The organism is Pedobacter sp. JY14-1 (assembly GCF_029269825.1).
In the GTDB taxonomy this organism is placed as follows: domain Bacteria; phylum Bacteroidota; class Bacteroidia; order Sphingobacteriales; family Sphingobacteriaceae; genus Pedobacter.
In genome coordinates this window covers 710,232-725,613 of sequence record NZ_JARJHU010000008.1, presented here as the reverse complement: position 1 = coordinate 725,613, position 15,382 = coordinate 710,232, and the positions used below count along the sequence as shown (strand labels likewise).

The following is a 15,382-nucleotide window of genomic DNA, read 5'->3' as shown; positions in this document are numbered from 1 at the left end:
TTCTATGGTTTTAATTGTTGCTTTTCAGGTTTTAAATAATTTATGATCAGATCCTTCAGGTGAGCAATCAGCCTCTCGGTGATCACCTTTCTGTCTTTTTTATTATTGATGTCAAGCCCTGTGCCTGAGGTGATCTTAGCGGGGGATACAGCTACTTTGCTGATCGTCCCCATCAGCGTGAGTATCGTCATACGCACATCTACCGGCCGGAAACTGCCATCTTCAATGCCCTCATAAATGATCTTTTCGATCACGGCCTGATTGTCGGCCATTGCCGTTTCTATATTGGTAAACATTTCCGGGCGATGGGGCAGCGAGAGTTCCCGGTGCATCATCTTATGGAAAGTATGGTTGCAAAGTACACGGTCAGCATAACCCTCCACTACCTTCAGCAGCTTTTCCATACCTGTCAGGCTGCCCTGACTGATTTCGTTCAGTTGCTGTTTGAATGCCGTGATGCGGCTGGTCATGATTTCCATAAATACGCCCTCCTTAGAGCCGAAGTAATAGTTGATCATGGCCATGTTCGCCCCGGCTTCCCGGGCGATCTGCCTGGTCGAAGTCGCCTCGTAGCCCAGCTCCGAGAACAGCTTCTCAGCCGCAGTCAGGATACTGGTTTTCTTGTCTGTCTTTTCCATGTCTGTCTTCTTTGCTTTTCTGCCGTGCAGTTTTTACAGGCTAGGCCATTTTCTTATTACCTCTTTAACCCACGCCGGATATTAATGTTTTGACGGCGCAAAATTAATCAATCGATTGATTAGTTGGCTGCTTTTTTTTGCTTTGTTGCTTTGTTGACTTTTTGCTGACAAAGGTCAGAATGACAGCAAAAAAAAAGGGCCGAACGATCGTTCGGCCCTTTTTTGTTTTTTATACCAGCAATATTGTAGTTATCTGATCGTAACGGGCAGTTCTACGATCGAGCTATCCCAGCCGATGACCAGGTTGGCCCCGTAAGCCTGGGTGGTAAAGGTTATGGACATCACTTCAATTGGTTTGTCCAGCGCCTTTACTTCTACATCTGTACGCAGGATGTCCTTCGTCTCATCGTAGGTAAATGCCCCCCATTTATCGGTTTGCTTATTGATAATAATGGTCCATTTGTCTTTATTGGGAATAACGAAGAGGCTGTAGGTGCCAGCTTTTATCTTTTTACCGCCAATCGTCGCAGTCTTATAGAAGCGGATCTCGGTATTTTCATTGGCTCCCGCCCGCCATACCTTCCCGAATTGTTCAAGTACGCCAAAGACTTCCCTGCCCTTTTTGGAAGGACGTGAATAAACGACCTTGATCAGTGGCACAGCAGCATCTTTTGCCTTAGCTACATTCAGCGGATAGTAAACGATATCTGCAGGGCTACTGTCCAGTGCCGGAAACTTGATGTCCTGTGCATGTAAAATGGTGGCCGCACAGGTAAGGAATGCAATAAGGACAGATCGTTTCATCTTAGTATTCCCTGCCCTTAACGATGCCGTTCAGGAAGATCGCACCGAAAATAAAGCCCAGGATACCGCCGAAAATGGCCCAGAAGAAATTAGCGGTGATGGCCAGTGTAGTGGCGATGCCCGCAATCAGGCCCAGTACATAATAAACCCAGTCGAAAGTATTGTTGTTTCCTTGTTCTGTCATGGTTAAAAATCTTTGGCCCAAAGATATTGATTATTTTTTTTGTACTCTATAAAATATGGTATTTGTGCGTTGCCTGATTATACCTTCAGGGTAATGCTCCTGCCGGTCACCAGGAGAAAGGTGTAAATTTTATAAAGGCCGTCATCGGTAATGGAAATGTCCTCAACGATACCGGTCTTACTGAACGTATCGGTAACGAGATCTCCTTTTTTGATGTCGTTGAGTATTTCTGAGGGGGTGTCCTGGTTAATGCGAATCATTTCGGCTATATTGATGGATTCATCGGGTTAAAGTCAAAGATAGCGAAAGGAAAACAGGATTCCGGTACCAGTTGTTTAAATGCGGCTATGAAAAAAAGCTTTGGTATACTGATGTACCGTAAAAGGACTGCCGAACCGGAGTTCCTGCTGGTGCATCCAGGCGGACCGTTCTTTAAGAACAAAGACATGGGAGTATGGTCTGTGCCTAAGGGCGAGGCAGATCAGGAAGGTGAAGCGCCTTTAATGACGGCCATCCGGGAATTTGAGGAGGAGACCGGGCTAAGGCCGGATGGGGATTTCATCGCGTTGACCCCAGTGCTGCAAAAGGGTGGTAAACAGGTGTTCTGCTGGGCGGTGGAAGGAGATTTTGACCCTGCAGCCCTTAAAAGTAATACTTTTTCGATGGAATGGCCGCCGCGCTCGGGACGGTATATGGAAATACCAGAGGTTGACCGCGCTGGCTGGTTTTCCCTCGAAGAAGCACGCCGGAAGATCAATGAGCGACAGGTACAGCTGCTGGAACAGCTGACGGACCTGCTGGCTTAACAGTTGACGAATGGGATGATCTTAAAGATAGCGCTCTTTAATGATCTTGGTGTGATGGATGACATGCCCCGCTATGACAAACAGCAGGGCCCGGACACTGATCTCTCTTCCCGAGGCGGTGCCTGAGCGGTTGAGCTCCTGCTCAGTAAGTGAGCGGAAAAGGTAGAGGTTAGCTTTCCGGAGCAGGCTGAACTCATGAGACAGGCTAAGCAGGCTTCTGTCTTCAAAGTGTGCGTGGCTCACGTATTCGTCTTCATCGAAGCCCGGAAGCGCTTGTTGTTCTCCGCGGGCGAAGCAGGTGAGGCGATAGACCAGGATGCGCTCCGTGTCAACGATATGCCCTGTGAGCTGGCGGATGGTCCACTTGCCGGGCGCATAGGCATAATCTGCCTTGTCGACCAGGCTGTTCGCAAAGTCGGCAAACTCGTTCGCCTGGCTTTCCAGGATTTCAATGACGTCGTCTTCGACTAATTTAATGTACTGTTCGCCCCATTTGGGGTATTCATACGGTTGTGGCCGGTTCATAGGTAATGCTGCTTTTTAAAATGATACGAAAGGTGGTGCCTTTGCCGGGTTCGGAGTCCTTCACAAAGATTTGTCCGTGATGGTAATTTTCTACGATCCTGCGGGTAAGAGAGAGACCCAGGCCCCAGCCGCGCTTCCGGGTCGTGTAGCCGGGCTGGAAAACTGCGTCGAACTTACTGCGGGAGATGCCGCTGCCGGTATCGCTGACGTCGATAAAGACTTCTTCCTTAGCCAGGTTCTCGATGATATTGATGGTAATGCGTCCTTCGTTTTCGATGGCATTGGCAGCGTTTTTCAATAAGTTCTCTATCACCCAGTCAAAAAGCGGAACATTGATCATGGCACGCACCTGCTCGTCGCCGGTAATACTGAACCTGACCTTATCGGAGGTGCGGAGCCTGAAGTACTCGACGAAATTGTAAATAACAGTATAAACGACATGGTCTTCCGTAACCGGCTTGGATCCGATCTTGGAAAAGCGGTCTGTGATTACCTCGAGACGCTTGATGTCATTCTCCATTTCGGAGATCAGGGGGTCTTCCTCGGCATTGAAGCGCGATTTGATGAGTTCCACCCAGGCCATGAGCGAGGAAATGGGGGTGCCCAGCTGATGAGCGGTCTCCTTGGCGAGGCCTACCCATACCTGGTCCTGTTCGGCCTTGCGGGCAGAACTGAAGGCAACGTATGCAGTAATGAGAAACAGGGCGATCACGCCCAGCTGGATATAGGGGAAGTAGCGCAGCTGGGTCAGCGTAGAAGAGTCTTTGTGATAAATGTACAATGTCACACCGTCCAGGCCTGTGATCGGCGTGGGGCGCCGCTGCTCTTTCATTTTCCGTAGCTCGCGTCTGAAGTAGCCGGGGTCATAGGTCACGTTCTGCCTTTTCTGGATGTCGTAATTGGTTTTCGTAGAGTCCAGGCCCTGGTAGGAGACGATCTCCCCTTTGGCGTCGGTAACGATGACCGGCAGTTTGTTATTGGTGCGGATGAGGTCGATAAGGCCGGTATAACGGTCGTCGTCATACATCGCGAAGGTCTGCTCAGTGACCTTGACATAAAGCTGGAACTGCAGCTGCTCCTCACGTTCCATCTTTTTCACGAAGAAATCGCTGTAGAAGACGGAGGCAGTGCCGATCACAATCGCAAACACCAGGAGAAAGAATTTCCACCGCCGCTTCTTTTCGTAAGGATTCATAGATTATGAAGGCAAATTACAAAAATATATCTTTGCGGGAGCTATATGGAAAAGAAAGTTCGCGTAAGATTTGCCCCCAGCCCGACTGGCGGATTGCACCTCGGCGGGGTGCGTACAGCCTTGTTCAACTACCTGTTTGCGAAACAGCATGGCGGTACTTTTGTACTGCGGATAGAGGATACTGACCGGACCCGTTTCGTAGCGGGCGCGGAGGAATATATCCTTTCCTGCCTGAATTGGTGCGGCCTTGAACCAGACGAAAGTCCGGAGAAAGGCGGCGCATACGGCCCTTACCGGCAGAGTGAGCGGAAGGCGGGCTATCGTCAGTATGCTGAACAACTGGTAGCCTCGGGCCATGCCTATTACGCCTTTGATACACCAGAGGAGCTGGAGGCAAAGCGGGCGGAAGTGCCAAACTTTACCTACGGGCAGAAAACGCGGGCACAGATGCGCAATTCGCTGACCCTTTCTGCAGATGAAGTTTCGGACTTGCTGGCTTCAGGTGTTCCGCATGTGGTGCGCATCCGGATGCCGGAAGACGAAACGGTCTCCTTTCACGACCTGATCCGGGGACATGTGAGCTTTGATACGAACTTAATTGACGATAAGGTCCTGCTGAAGGCCGATGGCATGCCGACCTATCATCTCGCCGTGGTGGCCGACGACCGGGCCATGGAGATCAGCCATGTTTTCCGGGGTGAGGAATGGCTGCCTTCTGCTCCGATCCACATCCTGCTCTGGCGTTACCTGGGTTGGGAGGCGGAAATGCCGGAGTGGGTACACTTGCCGCTGATCCTGAAGCCAGATGGGAATGGCAAACTGAGCAAGCGCGATGGAGACAGGCTCGGCTTCCCGGTCTATGCGCAAAACTGGACCGACCCTAAGAGTGGTGAACTGACGAAAGGCTTCCGCGAGCTGGGTTTTTTGCCTGAAGCTTTTGTAAACCTGCTGGCTCTGCTGGGCTGGAACGACGGCACAGACCAGGAGCTGTTTTCTTTGGGGGAGCTGGCAGATAGATTTTCGGTGGAGCGTATTAGTAAGGCCGGAGCAAAGTTTGATTTTGAAAAAGCAAAGTGGTTTAACCAGGAATGGCTCCGCAGGACTGAGGCAGGAGCACTGGCGTTGCTGGTAAAGCCGGTGCTGGAAGAGGCGGGTATAGCCGTAAATGACGCTGCCCTGCTGCTGAAGGCCGTGGAGCTGGTGCGGGACCGCTGCAGCCTGCTGAGTGATTTTGTGCCCCAGGCGCGTTACTTCTTTGCGCGGCCTTCGGAATATGATATTGCAGCGGTAAAGCCGAAATGGTCTGCGGAAAAAGCAGGATTCTTTAAGGAGTTTGCAGCGGGGATCGCCGACGGGGCGACTGCTGAAAGCCTGGAAGCAGCCTTCAAAGAACTGGCCGCGGCGAAAGGCCTGAAGCCGGGGGAGTTGATGCTGCCCTTCCGGATCATGCTGGTGGGCGGTAAGTTCGGGCCGGCGGTGTTCGATATCGCCGTAGCCCTGGGTGGACAGGAAACCATACAGCGCATCGATATTGCGGCAGCCCTGTTCTCCGAATAGGGCTTTGCGCCCAATATATTCTGGCTTCTTGGCCATAAAATGTGGTTTTTTATACATTTTGGTATAACTATTGACGCAAAATTGTGATCAAATGACATTATCCTGTTTTCTATGCAATGGTTTGGAAAAGGCAGTGGTAATATTGACGACCGGAGGGGGATGAGCGGAGGCGCCATCGGAGGCGGTGTCGGTATCATCATTGTTATCTTAGGTTTACTGTTTGGAAAGGATCTCACCGGGCTGGTGAGCCAGTTGCCTGTGCAGGATATGACCCAGCAGGAGGGCGCAAAGGGCGATCCTCAGGATGCGGAGGGAAAATTCGTGGACGGAGTGCTGGAATCGACCAATCAGGTATGGGAAAGGCAGTTCAGTGCGATGAACATGACCTATGAGCAACCGGTCATGGTGCTGTTTAACGACCGCGTGGCCTCTGCATGCGGAACCGCCAGTTCGGCAGTCGGGCCCTTTTATTGTCCGGGCGACCACCAGGTATATATCGATCTTTCTTTTTACGGGGAACTGCGTGACCGCTTCGGGGCTGCGGGAGACTTTGCCCAGGCTTATGTGATCGCCCATGAAGTAGGGCACCATGTGCAGAACCTTATGGGGATATCTGCTAAAATGGACCGGGCACGAAGAGAACTGAGCGAGCGGGAATACAATAAGTTATCCGTAAAGCTGGAATTACAGGCTGATTTTCTGGCCGGGCTCTGGGCACACCACGCGCAGAACCTGAAGGATTTCCGGCTGGACGAAGGAGACCTCGAGGAGGCGCTGAGGGCTGCAAATGCCATTGGCGATGATAAGTTGCAGCAACAGGGCGGAGGCGAGGTGGTACCGGATGCCTTTACGCACGGAACTTCGGCACAGCGGGTTTACTGGTTCAGAAAGGGTTTTGAAACCGGAGACATCAGACAGGGCGACACATTTAATTCAACAGAACTATAGTTTAGTATTTTCAATTCAACCAGACCAAATAAACAGTAGATGACAAAAAACATACCCGCAAAAACCAGTTCTGTACAACCACAAAACTTCAGGGGACGATGATACTGATCGTTGATGATACGCCAGAGAACCTGATCTCGCTCCGGCGGGTTCTCGAGCGGCACCATTTTGAAGTAGATACGGCCGCCTCCGGAGAGGAAGCACTGAAGAAGGTGCTCAAAAATGAATATGTACTGATCATCCTGGACGTACAGATGCCAGGTATGGACGGTTTTGAAGTGGCTGAGGCGATCTCGGGATACAGTAAGGCCAGGGAAACAGCGATCATTTTTCTTTCTGCGGTGAACAAAGAGCTGAAATTCATTACCAGGGGCTATTCCTCCGGTGGTATCGATTACATTACCAAGCCGGTAGATATGGATATACTGTTACTGAAGGTGAAGACCTTTTACCGTATTTATGAACAGAGCCGCAAGCTGATCGAGATCCAGAAGGCCATGCAGGCAGAAATTGAATTCAGGAAACAGGCAGAGCGCAAAAAGGATGAGTTTATCAGTATTGCGAGCCATGAGCTGAAGACGCCGCTCACGAGCGTGAAAGGATATATGCAGCTACTGGGACGCAGTATAGAGAAGGGTGATCTCGAAAAGGTAAAGAACCACCTGGGCAAGGCCCAGGTCCAGCTGGAAAAACTGAACGAGCTGATTGCCGACCTGCTGGACATCTCCAAGATAGAGAGCGGTAAGCTGAAGTTCAATAAAAAGCGTTTCGTAATGGACCAGCTGCTGGATAATGTGACGGACATCATCCGGCAGTCGAACCCGGAATTCAGTATTGTCCGCAAGGGTAAGGCCGCAGAGGAAATTTATGCCGACGAGATGCGGATCGAACAGGTGATCCTGAACTTTCTGACCAATGCGATCAAATATGCGCCGGGAACCCGGGAAGTACAGATCAATCTGAATATTAAGGACGGAGAACTCTATCTGGGTGTGCGTGATTATGGCATCGGGATAGAACCTTCGCAGCAGAAGCTGGTTTTCGATAAATTTTACAGAGTGGAGGAAACTGCGATCCATTTCCAGGGACTGGGCATCGGGCTGTATATTTCTGCTGAGATCATCCGGCGGCACGGCGGAAAGATCGGCGTGAAGAGCACCATAGGCGAGGGCTCTGAATTTTATTTTATTATACCGGTAGATACCGGGGAGGAAACGGACTGATGTCATTTTAACGCGTTTATGGAAAAAGTATCATTGAAGAATAATTTGCGCTTAGGTCTCGGGCTTTCGCTCCTGATCCTGTTCATCTCTTCCTTTGCATCATACAAGAGCATCAGGAATCTGATCGCCAGTGCAGGCCTGGTGTCGCACAGCAACGCTGTCATGTCTGATCTGGACGGGGCTCTTTCTGCGCTTAAAGACGCAGAGACGGGACAGCGCGGGTACCTGCTGACCGGTGACCGGGTATTCCTGGAGCCTTATTCAGGGGCCAAGGAGCAGGCGGTAGAACTGCTGAACAGGGTAACGGCTGACACAAAAGACAATCCTTTTCAGCAGCAAAATGTAAAGCGGCTGCACGAGGTGATCGAAAGCAGGCTGAATATCCTGGAAAAGCTGATCCAGGGCAAGGACCGGGGAGAAAGTATTACGGTGGCGGAACTACTGGAAGGAAAGCAGTATATGGATGCGGCCCGTTCGCTGATCACGACTATGCAGGGCGAAGAGAAACGGCTGCTGGAGGAAAGGACCGGCGAACTCAACCTGCAGGCAGGCTATACGCCGATCGTGATCCTGATCGCGGCAGGTATGGCGGTACTGATCACATTGTTCTTTTATATGAAGGTGTCGCGCGATCTGGACGAGCGGATGCGGCTCCAGGATGAGCTGACGGCGAAGAAGGCGGAAATGGACCTTCGTATAGAGGCGATACAGCGCATCGCGGGGCAGATTTCCAACGGAGACTACCGGTTGCGGCTGAATGATGAGCTGAAGGACGGACTGGGAAGCCTGGCGCTGTCGCTGAATGCGATGGCGGAGTCTTTGCAATATTCGTTTTCGCTGCTGGCCGATAAGGAATGGCTGCAGGCAGCCATTGCGGGCCTGAACGATAAAATGGTAGGGGAAAAGACAGTGGAGGAGCTGGCGGAGGATATCCTGGAGAACCTTGTAGGGCATACGAACAGCGTGGTTGCCGCTTTCTATCTCGTGGGCGAAGACATGCGGCTGCATCTGGAAGGTGGTTATGCATTGAATACTGAGCGCAGGACATTAAACGCCGGCGACGGCATTTCCGGCCAGGTATTCAAATCGGGGACGCCGTTGATGATCACAGACGTTCCTGATGGTGAAATGACCATCAGCTATGCAACAGGGCATACGAAACCAGGCTATATCGCGGCCTTTCCGGTGCTGCGTCACGGAGAAGTGTTAGGGGTATTGGAACTGGGTGCGCTGAAAGCCTTCACGCCCTTGCAGCAGGAGCTGCTGAAAAGTGTTTCGCACAATATCGGGATCGCTCTCCACGGGGCGCAGAGCAGAAAGAAACTGCAGGACCTGCTGGAGGAGACCCAGGCCCAGGCGGAGGAATTGCAGGCCCAGCACAGTGAACTTGAGGGGCTGAATGCAGAGCTGGAAGCCCAGACCCAGAAAATACAGACTTCGGAGGAAGAACTGAGGGTTCAGCAGGAGGAGTTGCTGCAAAGCAACCAGGAACTGGAGGAACGCACAAGCTTGCTGGAAGAAAAGAACCAGATGATCGAAGAGCGTAACCGGGAAATACAGATCAAGGCGGAACAACTGGAACAGAGTACTAAGTACAAGTCCGAATTCCTGGCGAACATGTCGCATGAACTGCGTACACCTCTGAACTCGATCCTGCTCCTTTCCAAGCTGATGGCGGAAAATAAGGACCTGGACAGTGAGTATACGGAATATGCTGAAGTAATCCAGAGTTCGGGACAGGGGCTGCTGGGCCTGATCGACGAGATCCTGGATCTTTCCAAGATAGAGGCAGGCAAAATGAAGCTTGAATTTGCCGACCTTAATCTCCGGGAAGTAGTTACAGACATGCGTTCATTGTTTGATCCGCAGGCAAAAAATAAGGGGCTGGAGCTGGTCGTCGACGTCGATGACGAAATCAGGACGTTCAATACCGATAAGATGAGGCTGGAGCAGATCCTGAAGAACCTGTTGTCCAATGCGATCAAGTTTACTGAGCGCGGCAGGGTCTCGCTGACGGTGAAACGGTTGCCTGAACAGAACCTGGTAAGCTTCAAGGTGACGGATACGGGCATCGGGATACCTGCCAGCAAGCAGGGTCTGATCTTTGAAGCCTTTCAGCAGGCAGATGGTTCTACCCGTCGCAGGTTTGGCGGAACAGGCCTTGGATTGTCGATCAGCCGGGAACTGGCAAAGTTGCTTGGGGGGGAGATTGACCTCAGCAGTAAGGAAGATATCGGCAGTGAATTCACGCTGCTGCTCCCGGAAGACCGCTCAAAGATAGCCCCACAGGATAATACAGCGGGCGAACGGCATTCTGCTCCCGCGCAGGATACGGAAGAGGTATCTGCTGCTGAGCGCTTTACCGTAGCGCATATCCCTTCAGATGTGGAGGATGACCGCGATCATATTGGTGCGGGAGATAAGTCCATTCTGATCATTGAGGATGATACTTCTTTCGCTAAGGTGCTGCTTGACTTTACCAGGAAACGGGGCTACAGGGGGATTGTAGCGGTAAGGGGAGATGCCGGTATAGAACTGGCCCGTCGTTACCGGCCACTGGCCATACTCCTTGACATCCAGTTGCCGGTAAAGGATGGCTGGCAGGTGATGGAAGAGCTGAAGTCGAACCCGGAAACCAGGCCGATCCCGGTACACATCATGTCTTCGATGGAGGTGAAGAAGGAAAGCTTGCTGAAAGGTGCGGTGGACTTCATCAACAAGCCGGTTGCACTGGAGCAAATGAAGGTGATCTTCCAGAAACTGGAACATGCGCTGAGCAAGTATCCGAAAAAGGTATTGATCGTTGAAGAGAACAAGCAGCACGCGGAAGCATTAAGTTATTTCCTGAGCAATTATAAGATCAATACAGAGGTAGCCAATAATGTGAAAGCAGGGATCGGAGCATTGCAGCGCAGGGATGTGGACTGTGTGATCCTCGACATGGGTATACCTCACAAGAATGCTTATGACACACTGGAAGCGATCAAAAAAACGGAGGGGCTCGAAAACCTGCCGATCATCATCTTTACAGGCAAGAATTTGTCTAAGGGTGAGGAAAGCAGGATCAAACAATATGCGGACTCTATTGTGGTGAAGACGGCGCATTCCTACCAGCGCATTCTGGACGAGGCTGGGCTGTTCCTGCATCTTGTGGAAGAGAATGCCACGGAAGCCCGTCAGAGAAAACCTGTACCGGAGAAGCTGGGCGGGCTATATGAGGTACTTAAGGGCAAGACTGTACTGATCGCAGATGACGACGTGCGCAATATCTTTTCACTGACTAAGGCGCTTGAGCAGCATAAGATGAAAGTGCTGGCAGCAACTGATGGCCGGGAGGCCCTGCAGTTGCTGCGGGATAACCCGGCGGTGGACATCGTGCTTATGGATATGATGATGCCTGAAATGGATGGTTATGAAAGTACGCGGGAGATCCGCAAGATGCCTGCTTATAAACATTTGCCGGTGCTTGCTGTTACTGCAAAAGCAATGATGGGAGACCGGGAAAAGTGTATTGCGGCCGGCGCTTCAGATTACATTTCCAAACCGGTGGATATTGACCAGCTGATCTCGCTGTTGCGGGTATGGCTTTACAATAAAATATAAGTTATGGCAAATAAGGTATTGATCGTCGATGATGATAACCGGAACATCTTCGCACTAAAAGCGGTGCTGAAGGCTAAAGGTTACCAGTGCCTTTCCGCTCCCGGTGCGGAGGAGGGTATCCACATGCTGGCCAACAATCCTGAGATTGGTGTGGTGCTGATGGATATGATGATGCCGGGTATGGACGGTTATGAGGCGATGGCTAAGATGAACAGCGACCCGGTGTTGAAGCACATTCCGGTAATCGCTGTTACGGCGCAGGCAATGCTGGGGGACCGTGAGCGCTGCCTGGAGGCGGGGGCGGTAGGTTATGTGTCCAAGCCGATCAATGTGGAAGAACTAACGAAACTGCTTACCGAATACGTTTGACCTTGGAAGGAGGGCTGATCAACGAAGAACAAGTAGAGGTATTGCTTTCAGACCTTCTGGAACGGTACGGCTATGATTTTACGGGTTATTCCAGGGCGTCGATAAAGCGGCGTATCGTCAGGTTGTATACCCTTGACCGGGCGTTGAGCTTTAGCGAGTTCCGGTACAGAATAAACCACGATGAGGCTTACTTCAGGCGTTTTGTGGAACAGATCACCGTAAATGTGACCGAGATGTTCCGGGACCCGGATTTCTTCAGACGGCTCAGGGAAGAAGTCCTCCCCAGACTGGGTACTTATCCGTTCATCAGGATATGGCTGGCGGGCTGTTCTACCGGGGAGGAAGCTTATTCTATTGCGATCCTGCTAAAGGAGCTTAATCTGCTGCACAAGTCGCTTATCTATGCAACGGACATCAACCCAACTGTACTGGAACGGGGGGAACAGGGAATGTTTAGTCTGGGGTATATGCGGCAGTATTCTGAAAATTATATTCTCTCTGGGGGTACAAAGGATTTTTCCAGCTATTATACCGCGAATTATTCGCTTGCCAAGTTTGACGACGAACTCCGGCGAAAGCTCATTTTTTCCACGCATAACCTGGTCTCTGACCATTCCTTTAATGAGTTCCAGCTGATCATGTGCAGGAATGTACTGATCTACTTTGACCGCGAACTGCAGCAAAAGGTACTGCAGCTTTTTGACGATAGCCTGGAGGAACTTGGTTATCTTGCCCTGGGCACTAAGGAAACGATCAGTTATGCAGGTTTCAATAATAAATATAAACGGCTCGGTTCGGAGAAGATCTGGAGGAAACTGGGATGATGAAACGTTGTGAGGCATTGGTCATCGGAGGGTCTGCCGGGAGCCTCGACGTCTTGCTGAAGGCTTTGCCGGCTATGCAGGGTCCGCTGAGTTTCCCCATAGTGATCGTAGTACACCGCAAGCACGGAACGGATTCCCTGCTGCCGGACCTGCTTTCCAGCCGGACACCGATGCGTGTAAAGGAGGCCGATGAAAAAGAAGTTCTGGCTGCGGGAACGATATATATCGCTCCTTCTGATTATCATCTGCTGATCGAGCAGGACCGCACGTTTTCGCTGGACTACTCAGAAAAGGTAAATTATTCACGACCCTCTATTGATGTGACCTTCCAGAGCGCGGCTGAAGTCTACGGGGACCACCTGGCCTGTCTGCTCCTTTCAGGGTCTAATGCTGACGGGGTCAATGGCCTGAAAACGGTAAAACAGCTGGGCGGAATGGTACTGATACAGGATCCCGCTACCGCCCAGGTGGCCTATATGCCGGCCCAGGCGCAGCTGAATGTAGCCATAGATAAAGTGCTGAAGGCAGAAGAAATGGGAGAATTTATTAACTTGCTCTCTGAACGCAGACCTTAAAATAGAAATGGCAAAAAAAGTATTCGTTTTTGACGATAATATAGACATATTGGACCTTTGCAGGATCATTCTGGAAGATGCGGGTTATGAGATCCGTACTTCTTCTACTTCAAACGAGATCATTGACCAGGTTGCTGCCTATATGCCGGACATCATTTTTATGGATAACTGGCTGCCTGATGTAGGCGGTATCGATGCTACACGTGCGCTGAAAAGCAATGAACAGCTACGGCACATCCCCGTGATCTATTTTTCTGCGAACAATGATGTTGCTTCACTTGCTGCACAGGCGGGCGCTGACGATCATCTGCCCAAGCCCTTCGATATTCAGGCGCTGGAAGACATTATCCATAAATATATTTAGAGGTTACCTGGCGCCAAGCACATCCCAGCCCTGTTCAAAGATGATATCCACAGGGATCCCTTTTGAAGTCAGACGGTCGAGGTCTTGCTGAAGTTCAGGTAAAATAACCGCTTTTTCCCGCGCCGCTTTTTCCACGGCCATACGGTCACCGTTGCCCTGCATGATCAGGATGTTTGCTGCGAGTTTCTTCATGGCCCCTTCAAAGCGGGCATAGTCGACCTTATAGGTGCCGTCAGCATTGCGGATGAAAGCGCCCTGTTCCTGGAAGAAGTTGAAGCACTGCATATTTGCTTTCCCGTGGGCACTGGCTGCCCCGAAACGTACAGAGCGCAGGATACCCGCCATATAAGTAGTGTAATACTGCCGGATGTCGCCCTCAAGCTCTTTCCGTTTAAGGAGGTCGGTGACCATATAGAGGCCAAGTACGTCGGCCTTGCCTTCCTCGAGCCAGGAATATTGTTCCTGTAATGCTTCCTTCACAAAGCCCTTACCGGTCACTGTCTTCTTGATACCCAGTCCGTGAGCGACTTCATGGAACATGACGTTGGCAAAGAAGGCATCAAAATTAATGTACTGCTGTTGTTCTTTGTCGATGAGCTCACCGGCAACGGGAAGCAGGATCCTGTCAAACTTGGCCTTCATCGCATTTTTCAACTGCAGACGGCGGGTGCCTTTCTTCTGCTGGATGATCTCGTCGTTAGGCAGGTTGACGGCAATGGTCTTGGAGCCTGCATTGCAGTCTCCGGCATAATAAACCACGTCATAGGCATTGAGTTCGGAATCGGTGCCCGGCTTTTCCTTTTTATATTTTGGAGCTACAGGAAGGCCCTGCTGGAGCGACGGAAGCAGCTTTACATATTTGGCCAGGCGTTTGCTCCAGGCCTTGTCCTTGATGAGTACGTATGCTTCGAAGGAAGCACGGGCATTAAAGAGTTTGTCTTCATAGTTCTCAATGGGGCCGATGATGATGTCCAGGGTATTGTCCTTCATATCGAGCCAGGCGTAATCGCTTTTGGTATATTGGTCTGTAACCAGGGCATCTGCGCGCTGGTTGAGGTAATACCGCAGGGCCTTGTCTTCTGCAGTCACTGCGGCAATCTTCAGCAGGGAGGTTGCCCGCTGCAGCTCTGTTTCGAAAGCGACAGAGTAAGGAACAGACGATAATTTACCGTAAGGGTCACGACGGATCACAGAATACTGGCCGTATTTGTCCTTGACATCAGATTCATCCAGTTCCTTTTTGGTAAGTCCAGCGGGGTAGAAAGTACCTCCTGCCGGTTTGGGGCCAACGCCTGCAACAAAGGGTTTGTCTCCGTTCAGACGGTCCCAGGGGCCATAGTTGATCATCAGGAAAGCTTTGGTCTTTTCGTCCTTAATCGTACTGAGAAGACTGTCGCGCTGCGGATAAGCCTGCTTCCAGAAGATAGCATCCATAACCTGGGCGGCCTGGATGAGGAGGGGAAGGGTTTTGCGTTCGCTAACCGACAGGCTGTTAAGATCAGCAGTAAGTCTGACCTTTTCATAAATGGGCAGGCGCTCGTTAACATACTTCCTAAGGCTGTCCTGCGTCTTCTTCAGGCTGTCACTGGTCCTGGCGGTACTGTCTGCGGCAGTATGGTCTGAAGACTGGTCATTGGTACATGAAGTGAGTACTGAGCATCCGATAAGAAAAAAGGCAATCCCCGTTATTGATCTCATAATTAGTTAGTTAATGTGTTGTCTGTTGTACAGGTCTTATCGTTAAGTGATCATTGCCAGGCATATAAG

General features: G+C 51.0%; 16 protein-coding genes. 9 read left to right on the top strand and 7 right to left on the bottom strand.

What is annotated here, in order from left to right:
• Window positions 1-2: 2 nt before the first annotated feature.
• The 4 genes from P2W84_RS16810 to P2W84_RS16795 all read right to left on the bottom strand — a co-directional run bounded on the left by P2W84_RS16810 (window position 3) and on the right by P2W84_RS16795 (window position 1,886).
• Window positions 3-638, bottom strand: a complete 636-nt coding sequence (locus tag P2W84_RS16810) for a TetR/AcrR family transcriptional regulator (protein ID WP_276091319.1) — start codon at window positions 636-638, stop codon at window positions 3-5.
• A gap of 249 nt (window positions 639-887) precedes the next feature.
• A complete protein-coding gene (locus P2W84_RS16805; RefSeq protein ID WP_276091318.1) occupies window positions 888-1,442 on the bottom strand; it encodes a DUF2911 domain-containing protein in 555 nt (184 codons plus the stop codon).
• A gap of 1 nt (window position 1,443) precedes the next feature.
• Window positions 1,444-1,626 (bottom strand): hypothetical protein, encoded by a 183-nt coding sequence (locus P2W84_RS16800; RefSeq protein WP_276091317.1) that lies wholly within the window; start codon window positions 1,624-1,626, stop codon window positions 1,444-1,446.
• A gap of 77 nt (window positions 1,627-1,703) precedes the next feature.
• Entirely contained in the window at window positions 1,704-1,886 is a 183-nt protein-coding gene (locus P2W84_RS16795) for a hypothetical protein (protein WP_276091316.1), read from the bottom strand.
• Window positions 1,887-1,973: 87 nt separating this feature from the next.
• On the opposite strand from P2W84_RS16795, the gene P2W84_RS16790 reads away from it, so the two are divergent.
• Window positions 1,974-2,432 (top strand): NUDIX domain-containing protein, encoded by a 459-nt coding sequence (locus tag P2W84_RS16790; protein WP_276091315.1) that lies wholly within the window; start codon window positions 1,974-1,976, stop codon window positions 2,430-2,432.
• A gap of 21 nt (window positions 2,433-2,453) precedes the next feature.
• Here P2W84_RS16790 and P2W84_RS16785 read toward each other — a convergent pair whose 3' ends face one another.
• Both P2W84_RS16785 and P2W84_RS16780 read right to left on the bottom strand, forming a co-directional pair.
• Window positions 2,454-2,957, bottom strand: coding sequence for a DinB family protein (locus tag P2W84_RS16785; protein ID WP_276091314.1), 504 nt, complete (start codon window positions 2,955-2,957; stop codon window positions 2,454-2,456).
• Window positions 2,935-4,152, bottom strand: coding sequence for a HAMP domain-containing sensor histidine kinase (locus P2W84_RS16780; protein ID WP_276091313.1), 1,218 nt, complete (start codon window positions 4,150-4,152; stop codon window positions 2,935-2,937). The genes P2W84_RS16785 and P2W84_RS16780 overlap by 23 nt, the downstream gene beginning before the upstream one ends.
• Before the next feature lie 45 nt (window positions 4,153-4,197).
• Here P2W84_RS16780 and gltX point away from each other — a divergent pair, with 45 nt between their 5' ends.
• From gltX to P2W84_RS16740, 8 genes are all read left to right on the top strand, one after another.
• Window positions 4,198-5,709 (top strand): glutamate--tRNA ligase, encoded by a 1,512-nt coding sequence (gene gltX / locus P2W84_RS16775; RefSeq protein WP_276091312.1) that lies wholly within the window; start codon window positions 4,198-4,200, stop codon window positions 5,707-5,709.
• Window positions 5,710-5,820: 111 nt separating this feature from the next.
• Window positions 5,821-6,657: a neutral zinc metallopeptidase gene (locus tag P2W84_RS16770; protein ID WP_276091311.1), complete on the top strand. Its 837-nt coding sequence runs from the start codon at window positions 5,821-5,823 to the stop codon at window positions 6,655-6,657.
• A gap of 98 nt (window positions 6,658-6,755) precedes the next feature.
• A complete protein-coding gene (locus P2W84_RS16765) occupies window positions 6,756-7,880 on the top strand; it encodes a hybrid sensor histidine kinase/response regulator (protein ID WP_276091310.1) in 1,125 nt (374 codons plus the stop codon).
• 18 nt (window positions 7,881-7,898) lie between these two features.
• On the top strand, window positions 7,899-11,483 hold the full coding sequence (locus tag P2W84_RS16760) for a response regulator (protein WP_276091309.1): 3,585 nt from the start codon (window positions 7,899-7,901) through the stop codon (window positions 11,481-11,483).
• Window positions 11,484-11,486: 3 nt separating this feature from the next.
• Window positions 11,487-11,852, top strand: coding sequence for a response regulator (locus P2W84_RS16755; protein WP_276091308.1), 366 nt, complete (start codon window positions 11,487-11,489; stop codon window positions 11,850-11,852).
• 2 nt (window positions 11,853-11,854) lie between these two features.
• Window positions 11,855-12,676, top strand: coding sequence for a protein-glutamate O-methyltransferase CheR (locus tag P2W84_RS16750; RefSeq protein WP_276091381.1), 822 nt, complete (start codon window positions 11,855-11,857; stop codon window positions 12,674-12,676).
• Window positions 12,673-13,251, top strand: a complete 579-nt coding sequence (locus P2W84_RS16745) for a chemotaxis protein CheB (RefSeq protein WP_276091307.1) — start codon at window positions 12,673-12,675, stop codon at window positions 13,249-13,251. Before P2W84_RS16750 ends, P2W84_RS16745 begins: the two co-directional genes overlap by 4 nt.
• A 7-nt stretch (window positions 13,252-13,258) precedes the next feature.
• Window positions 13,259-13,615 carry a response regulator gene (locus P2W84_RS16740; protein WP_276091306.1) on the top strand — a complete coding sequence of 119 codons (357 nt, stop codon included), beginning with the start codon at window positions 13,259-13,261 and terminating at the stop codon, window positions 13,613-13,615.
• A gap of 3 nt (window positions 13,616-13,618) precedes the next feature.
• On the opposite strand, the gene P2W84_RS16735 is transcribed toward P2W84_RS16740, so the two are convergent.
• Window positions 13,619-15,313 (bottom strand): Zn-dependent hydrolase, encoded by a 1,695-nt coding sequence (locus tag P2W84_RS16735; protein ID WP_276091305.1) that lies wholly within the window; start codon window positions 15,311-15,313, stop codon window positions 13,619-13,621.
• Window positions 15,314-15,382: the final 69 nt, after the last annotated feature.